The organism is Comamonas sp. HJ-2 (assembly GCF_053615495.1).
The window spans coordinates 22,545-29,600 of record NZ_JBSIFD010000040.1 but is presented as its reverse complement, the minus strand read 5'-3'; the positions used below and the strand labels follow the sequence as shown (position 1 = coordinate 29,600).

6 protein-coding genes and 1 tRNA gene are annotated in these 7,056 nt (G+C 63.1%); 2 read left to right on the top strand and 5 right to left on the bottom strand.

The window, feature by feature from the left end; all coding sequences use genetic code 11:
• A tRNA-Pro gene (locus ACWGXF_RS22845) sits at positions 1-77 on the bottom strand.
• A gap of 578 nt (positions 78-655) precedes the next feature.
• On the opposite strand from ACWGXF_RS22845, the gene ACWGXF_RS22840 reads away from it, so the two are divergent.
• The gene (locus tag ACWGXF_RS22840; protein ID WP_012837734.1) at positions 656-1,693 is read left to right on the top strand and encodes a porin; all 1,038 of its coding nucleotides are present in this window, start codon (positions 656-658) and stop codon (positions 1,691-1,693) included.
• A gap of 93 nt (positions 1,694-1,786) precedes the next feature.
• On the opposite strand, the gene ACWGXF_RS22835 is transcribed toward ACWGXF_RS22840, so the two are convergent.
• The 4 genes from ACWGXF_RS22835 to ACWGXF_RS22820 are packed head-to-tail and all read right to left on the bottom strand — an operon-like array spanning position 1,787 to position 4,825.
• Entirely contained in the window at positions 1,787-2,491 is a 705-nt protein-coding gene (locus tag ACWGXF_RS22835; protein ID WP_039050906.1) for a hypothetical protein, read from the bottom strand.
• Entirely contained in the window at positions 2,488-3,477 is a 990-nt protein-coding gene (locus ACWGXF_RS22830) for an MlaD family protein (protein ID WP_256630091.1), read from the bottom strand. Before ACWGXF_RS22830 ends, ACWGXF_RS22835 begins: the two co-directional genes overlap by 4 nt.
• 13 nt (positions 3,478-3,490) lie before the next feature.
• Positions 3,491-4,294, bottom strand: coding sequence for an MlaE family ABC transporter permease (locus tag ACWGXF_RS22825; RefSeq protein ID WP_003077169.1), 804 nt, complete (start codon positions 4,292-4,294; stop codon positions 3,491-3,493).
• Positions 4,295-4,351: 57 nt separating this feature from the next.
• Positions 4,352-4,825 carry a Cd(II)/Pb(II)-responsive transcriptional regulator gene (locus ACWGXF_RS22820; protein WP_034381187.1) on the bottom strand — a complete coding sequence of 158 codons (474 nt, stop codon included), beginning with the start codon at positions 4,823-4,825 and terminating at the stop codon, positions 4,352-4,354.
• Between the two features lie 39 nt (positions 4,826-4,864).
• Between ACWGXF_RS22820 and ACWGXF_RS22815 the strand changes: the two genes are divergently transcribed.
• A complete protein-coding gene (locus ACWGXF_RS22815) occupies positions 4,865-7,012 on the top strand; it encodes a heavy metal translocating P-type ATPase (protein ID WP_256630090.1) in 2,148 nt (715 codons plus the stop codon).
• Positions 7,013-7,056 lie beyond the last annotated feature (44 nt).

The following is a 7,056-nucleotide window of genomic DNA, read 5'->3' as shown; positions in this document are numbered from 1 at the left end:
TGGTCGGAATGGCGGGATTCGAACTCGCGACCCCTTGCACCCCATGCAAGTGCGCTACCAGGCTGCGCTACATTCCGTGTCGATGGGATGAATTATAGGGAGGAAAAACACCCTCCCCGGGGAAAACGCGCACTTTTTTCAAAAAAGTATTGAACTGGTGCTGAAAGCTGCAGGCCTGATATCAACGCACGCCCGGCCGCACAAGCGCTCAGCACGCACAGCACACTCCGGCCAATCGCGAGCCCTGCGCAGGCGCATGACCAAGACTGCCCAAGGGAACGACAAGAGTGGGCGCTTCAGCGATTCCAGGCAGGCATCCATCGCCGAGTCCCTCCTGTTCCATCCGCTGACGCGGTCATCCTCGAACCTCCTGATCAAACCTGGCCCACCAGGAATGACTGTTATTCCTTGATCACGAAACCCTCAGTACTCACTCTCGCTCGGCTGGCTTCATCCAGCCGCTTTGCACGGCAATATCGATAGCACCAACACGGTGCACACAAGAGATTTCCCTGAGTCCTTGAGGTAAAAAAACCACTGTCATATCGCTGAAAAGATGATTTCATCGGCATCCGCGGAACTGCAGAGCAAGCTGTATACAAACCCCCGCTATATTTCAAAACGTAAATCCAATATTTAACTCGAGAGGACACTCATGAAGACTGCTTTTATCGCCATGGCTGCAGCCCTGGCCTGCTCCGGCGCCGCTTTTGCCCAGAGCAATGTGCAACTGACTGGACTGGCCGATATGTATGCCGGCTCGGTCAAAATGGCCGGCCAGGATCGCAAGGGCGTTGTCGGCTCCGGCGGCATGACCACTTCCTGGTGGGGCCTGAAGGGCACGGAAGACCTGGGCGGCGGCCTGAAGGTCGATTTCAACCTCACCGCCTTCATGCGCATGGACACGGGTGAACCCGGCCGCTTCCCCGGCGATACCTTTTTCTCGCGCGATGCCAACATCGGCCTGAACGGCAGCTTCGGCCGTATCGGCCTGGGCCGCGACAAGGCGCCCAACTTCCTGCCCACCATTCTGACCAACCCCTTCGGCGATTCGTTCACCATCTCGCCTCTGGTGCTGCACGGGAACACGCCTACCGCTGCCTGGGGCGGCAACCGCCTGACAACGCCCGCCGACACCGGCTGGAGCAATATGCTGGTCTACACGACACCTAGCTTCGGCGGTCTAACTGCCAATGTCTACTACCAGTTCGGCGAGCAAACGACTCCTGGCAACAAGAGCAAGAAGAACGTCGGCGTGAACGCCCTGTACTTCAACGGTCCTCTGAGCCTGACGGCCTTCTACGAGCGTGACCAGATCACCAACCCCGGCAGCGGCACGGTCATGCCTACCAAGAGCGACTGGATGGTCGGCGGCAGCTACAACTTCAACGTCGTGAAGCTCTACGCCACCTACGGCCAGGCCAAGGTCAAGGATCTGGATAGCAAGAGCAAGACCTACTCGCTGGGCCTGGACATTCCTGTCTCCGGCACCCCCGGTACTGTCAAGGCCGCCGTGGCCCGCACCAAGTACGACGCGGCCACCGACGCCACCCGCACCACAGCAACCCTGGGCTACGACCATTTCCTGTCCAAGCGCACCGATGTCTACACCGCTCTGATGTACGACCGCGTGACCGATGCCAACCCCAAGACCGGCACCAGCCTGATCGCCGGTATCCGTCATCGCTTCTAAGCGCCGGGTTTGAGCGGGCCTCTGGCTCGCCCATCCGCAAAAAAGCGAGGCCTGAGCCTCGCTTTTTTTATTTCCAATCCGGTGCCAGCCTGTTCACTTGGGTGCAGATGTCTCCAGAAGCTTCAGCCGACGCTGCAACTGCGCCTGCTTTTCCACATCGCCGCCCTGCTGCGCTGCCTTGAGTTGCAGCAGAAGCCAGGCCATCAAAGGCCTGCGCCAGCCTTGCTCCGAAGCGGTATCGACGCCTTGCTGCAGCAGGTCAGGCACCGCAGCGCCGCCACGCAGCAGCACACCCGCAGCCACCAGTCTCGATAGTGGATCCTTGATCTCGGCCACAGCGGCTAAACCTGCACCGCCGCCGAGCAACTGCCGCGCCACGCCGCGCTGCGTCTCGGGCAAAAGCTCTATATCACCCGCTTGTGGACTGGCCTGCAAATAGCGGGCATAGGCCTGCTCTTGCTTGCCCGCATCCTGCGCCAGCGCCTCATAGGCCGGGCAGTTGTTCCAGTCCAGGCTGGCCACCTGCGCCGCGCAGCGCATCAGTTCCAGCTTGGCGGCCTGCGCGGGTTGGCCGGTGCTGGCCACGGCATCGCGCGCCTTCTGCCACTGCAGTGCCTCCACACGTTGATGCCCCTGCAAATAGGCCTGGGTGGATTTTTGCGCCGCAGCTTCGGCATTCAAGGCCCAATCCGGTGCCGGGGCTTGGTTGCCACAGGCCGAAATCGCCATGACGGATATAGCAGCCAGCGCTCTCCCCCATTGGCCTGGAGTCTGTTTTTGATTGATTTTGTGCTTCATGGCAGCTTCAACTCCGGCTTGTGGAAAAACGGCCATTTGCGCTGCAGATCGTTGAGCACAGACTCCAGCCTCAGCAGATTGCTTTCGACCTCGGCGCGCAACGCACCCAGATCGGTCGAGGCCTCGCGGGCGTTGCTGCCCACCACCTGCATATCGGCCAGTACGGCGTCGACCTTGGCCATGCTTTTGCGCGTATCGGCCAGCAAGCCGTTGAGCTGCTCCATGGTGGCCTTGACCTGGGGCATCACGCCATTCGCATCAAAGACCTGGCTGTCGGCGCGCGCCACCATGCGGTCCATGCGTCCGAGCAGGGAGTTGGCGCGCTCCAGCATCTGGCCGACCTTCTTCGCTTCCTCGTCGCTGCCCAGCACCGCTCCGAGAACCCCGCCCTGGCCCTGCATGCGCTCGGCCAGCTTGCGCACTTCGGCCAGTGATCCGCCCAATGCCGAATCCGTGGCGGTCAGAGCTGCCACATTGGCCAGCACCTCCTTGGCGGAATTGATGATCTGGGGCAGCTCTGCCGTGGCGTCGCCGCTGAGCACGGGCCGCACGGAATCCGGCGGCAGCGGCGCATCGCCCAGCATGCCGGTATAGGCCTTGATGGTGGTGCCGCCCACCAGTCCCTTGACCAGCGTGAACACGCTGGACTGGCGCAGCCAGTGGGCATCTTTTTCGGTCACATCGACCAGAATGCGAACCGAGCCGTCCTCGGCCAGCTCTATCTTGCGCACGCGGCCTATGGGAAAGCCCGAGAACGTCATGTCCATGCCCACGATCACGCCCTCGGAGTCATCGGCCGTCAGCACCAGACGCTGCGTGGGCTCGAACACTCCACGCGCGTAGAGCAGATAAGCGGCAGCACTCAGAATCAAGACCAGGGTCAGCGCCAGCAGCGCGGCTGCCTTGGCGCGCAGGTGCGCGACGGGTTTGAGGCTGAGCAACTCCTCGTCGATCAGTTGCTCCTCGGCCATACGCGTTTCACTCATGGCTCCATCCTTTTCAGTAATAGTTGCCCATGAGCGAGATCACCTCGATCAGGAGCAACACGGCAAACATGCGTGCAAAGCCACCCAGCTCTGCCCCGCCCTGCCTGTGTCGCGCAACAGGCGTGTACATGGCAGAGGCCAGCGGCATGACGGCCACCGTGAGGCTGAAAAACCAGGTCTTGAGCACGAACACCAGCGTCAGCGACGGTGTGAAGATCTGGCCAAAGATGCGTGTGTACGCACCAAACCCGGCCAGGCTGAAGCCGTAGACGCTCAGATACACGGTGACCAAGGCAACGATGCAGCTGAGTGCGGCCAGTGTGATTGCGGCAAACACGCCCGCCGCCGCACGCGGCACCAGCGCCGCACGGACGGGGTCAATGCCTTGCGTCTTCCACTTCGCGAGCTGACCCTGCATACGCATCTGCACCACCTGCACGCCGGCTGGAATGGTGCAGCGCATGGCCACAAACAGTGCGGCCGTCAGCGGTATCAGCTCGATCACCATCACCCGCACCACCAGATCCAGTGCATAGCGCGACAGGCCGTAACTTTGTGCGGTGACAATGACGATGCGCGCAATCACCGCACAAAGCAGGGCCGCCAGCGCGGTAAAGCCTGTGAGTATGGGAGCGGTCTGTGCAAACATCTGCTGGGCCAGCATGGCTCGCCCGCGCTTCTGATAGCTGGACGGCGAGCTGACCAGCACCAGCAGCACGGCTGTCAGATAAATGCTGCGCCACCACGCCAGGGCCTGCGCGCCCAGCGCGGCCCAGATCCGCCCCGGCAGCTTGATGGTGGTTTCACTCCAGCTCATGCAGGAATGATAGCGTCCACTTCAGGGTACGGGCGCAGCCGCCACGGTTGCCGCCTGTCAGACATGGCGCTTTGCAGCAGCACTGCCTTGCAAGCCTTCGGGCAAGGGCTCATCGGCCTGGGCATGCAGGGCTTCGATGATGTGACAAAAGCTGTCCGAGCCGTCGCACTGGCTGCGCAGCTGCATCAGCTCATGCTCCAGAGCCTGCAGTTCGGCCAGCCGCTCGCGCACATGGCCCAGATGGGCGTCCAGGGTTTTGTTGGCAGCCACGCAATCGGCCTTGCGCGCACCATCGAGCGCCAGCAGGGTGCGCACTTCGTCGAGCGACATATCCATGGCCCGGCACAGCCGAATAAAACGTAGCCTGTGAACATCGCCATCGGTGTAGAGCCGGTACTGATTGTCCTCGCGCATGCCGGGCGAGAGCAGTTGCTCCTTTTCGTAGTAGCGGATATTGGCCGCAGCAATGCCGGAACGCTTGGCCGCCTCGCCAATGCGCCAGCGCGGAATATCGTGCGAATTGAGGGACATGCTTGACCTTGAAGTGACTTTATTGTTTTCAATACTGCCATGAAGCAAGAAAGCCTGTCCACCCACGCCCATGGCGGCGGCCACAATGGTCATTCACATGATCACGATCATGCACATCCGCATGAACATGTGCCAGCCACGTCGAAACCTATTGCCGCCACAGCCACATCGGCCTGCGGAACCGGCTGCTGCGCACCGTTTTCCATCAGCGAGCCAGCCAAGAGCCAGGCTCACGATGAGGGTGACGGTCATGACCATGCTCACGACCATGGCGTGCTGCCCGGCTGGCCGCGCATCTATGCCGCTCTGGCCGCAGCTCTGGCGGCAGAGGCCTGCCACTGGTTTGGCGGCGACGGCGCCAACTCCACGCTTCAATATCTGGGCATGGCGCTGGCCGTGCTGGGCATAGCGCTGTCGGGCCTGGGCGTCTACAAGGCCGGCCTCAAGGATGTGCTGCGCTTCAAGCTCGGCATTCATGCCCTGATGGCCGTGGCCGTCACGGGCGCCTTCATCATCGGCCAGTGGCCCGAAGCTGCCATGGTCATGGCGCTCTATGCGGCGGCCGAGCGCATCGAAGACCAAGCCATGGACAAGGCCCGCCTGGCCATCCGCAATCTGCTGCAGCTGGCGCCAGAGACCGCCGATGTGCTGCAGCCCGACGGCAGCACTGTGCGCATGGCCGCCAGCGAGGTACCTTTGGGCGCCGTGCTGCGTGTGACGCCAGGCGCTCGCGTCCCACTCGACGGCCTGGTCACCGAGGGCGAAAGCTCGGTCAACCAGGCCCCCATCACGGGCGAGAGCGCGCTGGCGCACAAAGGCCCGGGCGACGAGCTGTATGCTGGCTCCATCAACCAGGACGGCGAGTTGCACCTGCGTGTAACTGCACCGGCCAGCGACAGCCTGATTGCGCGCATCGTCCATGCCGTGGAGCAGGCGCAGTCCTCGAAGGCCCCTACACAGCGCTTTGTCGACCGCTTCGCGGAGGTCTACACCCCCATCGTGCTGGTGCTGGCGATTGCCCTGGGCCTGCTCGCGCCCTGGCTGCTGGACTGGAGCTGGCATCAGGCCGCTTACCAGGCCCTGGCCCTGCTGGTCATCGCCTGCCCCTGTGCCCTGGTGCTGTCCACCCCGGTCACCGTGGTCAGCGCGCTCACGGCTGCTGCCAAGCGCGGTATTCTCATCAAGGGAGGCAGCGCACTGGAATCGGCTCGCCAGCTCAAGGCCATCGCACTCGACAAGACCGGCACGCTGACCACGGGCTCACCCAAGCTGGTGGACTGGCAGGGCTGGAATGCCGCGAGCAGCGATGAAGCCGCAGCCCGCGCCTATGCGCTGGCATCGCGCTCCGACCACCCGGTCTCGCGCGCGATTGCCCAAGGGCTGGAGGAGCAGACAGGCAAGGAACTTGCCGCAGCCCAGGCCTCGGCTCAGCAATTGCAGGCCCTACCCGGCCGCGGCGTGCAGGCCCAGATCGACGGTGAACGCTGGACGCTGGCCAATCTGCGCTGGGTGGGCGAGCAAGGCTGGGACAGTGCCGAACTCCAGGCCGCACTGATGCTGCAGGAGCAACAGGGCCGCACCGTCACCCTGCTGGCCAACGAGCAGGGCGTGCAGGCGCTGTTTGCCGTCGCCGACCCGCTGCGCCCGCAGGCCAAGGCGGCCGTGGCCCAGTTGCAGGCGCTGGGTGTCAAACCCATTGTGCTCAGCGGCGACAACAGCGCCACCGTGCGCACGGTGGCCGCGGAAGCAGGCATCAGCGATGCGCGCGGCAATATGCTGCCCGAGGGCAAGCTCAGGACCCTGAGCGAGCTGCAGCGCGACATCGGCCCCACGGCCATGACAGGCGACGGCATCAACGACGCGCCGGCGCTGGCCCAGGCCGATATAGGCTTTGCCATGGGCGGCATGCATGCCACCGACATGGCCATGGAGACCGCCGATGTGGTGCTCATGAACGACGACCTGCGCCGCATCCCCGAGGTGGTCGATCTCTCGCAGCGCGCGCACAGCGTGCTCTGGCAGAACATCAGCCTGGCCCTGGGCATCAAGCTGGCCTTCTTCATTCTGGCCGTCAGCGGCAATGCCAGCATGTGGCTGGCCGTGCTGGCCGATATGGGCGTGAGCCTGCTGGTGGTCGCCAATGGCCTGCGCCTGCGCCATTGGGGGAACAGGCCTGAAAACACATGAAATTCGACCTTAGCCCTTGATAGGCAAGCGCAAGCAGCTATCTA

Bases quoted from the DNA above. Each gene is read 5' to 3' on its own strand.
- ACWGXF_RS22840 (WP_012837734.1), top strand. From the start codon at position 656: ATGAAGACTGCTTTTATCGCCATGGCTGCAGCCCTGGCCTGCTCCGGC.
- ACWGXF_RS22835 (WP_039050906.1), bottom strand. From the start codon at position 2,491: ATGAAGCACAAAATCAATCAAAAACAGACTCCAGGCCAATGGGGGAGA.
- ACWGXF_RS22830 (WP_256630091.1), bottom strand. From the start codon at position 3,477: ATGAGTGAAACGCGTATGGCCGAGGAGCAACTGATCGACGAGGAGTTG.
- ACWGXF_RS22825 (WP_003077169.1), bottom strand. From the start codon at position 4,294: ATGAGCTGGAGTGAAACCACCATCAAGCTGCCGGGGCGGATCTGGGCC.
- ACWGXF_RS22820 (WP_034381187.1), bottom strand. From the start codon at position 4,825: ATGTCCCTCAATTCGCACGATATTCCGCGCTGGCGCATTGGCGAGGCG.
- ACWGXF_RS22815 (WP_256630090.1), top strand. From the start codon at position 4,865: ATGAAGCAAGAAAGCCTGTCCACCCACGCCCATGGCGGCGGCCACAAT.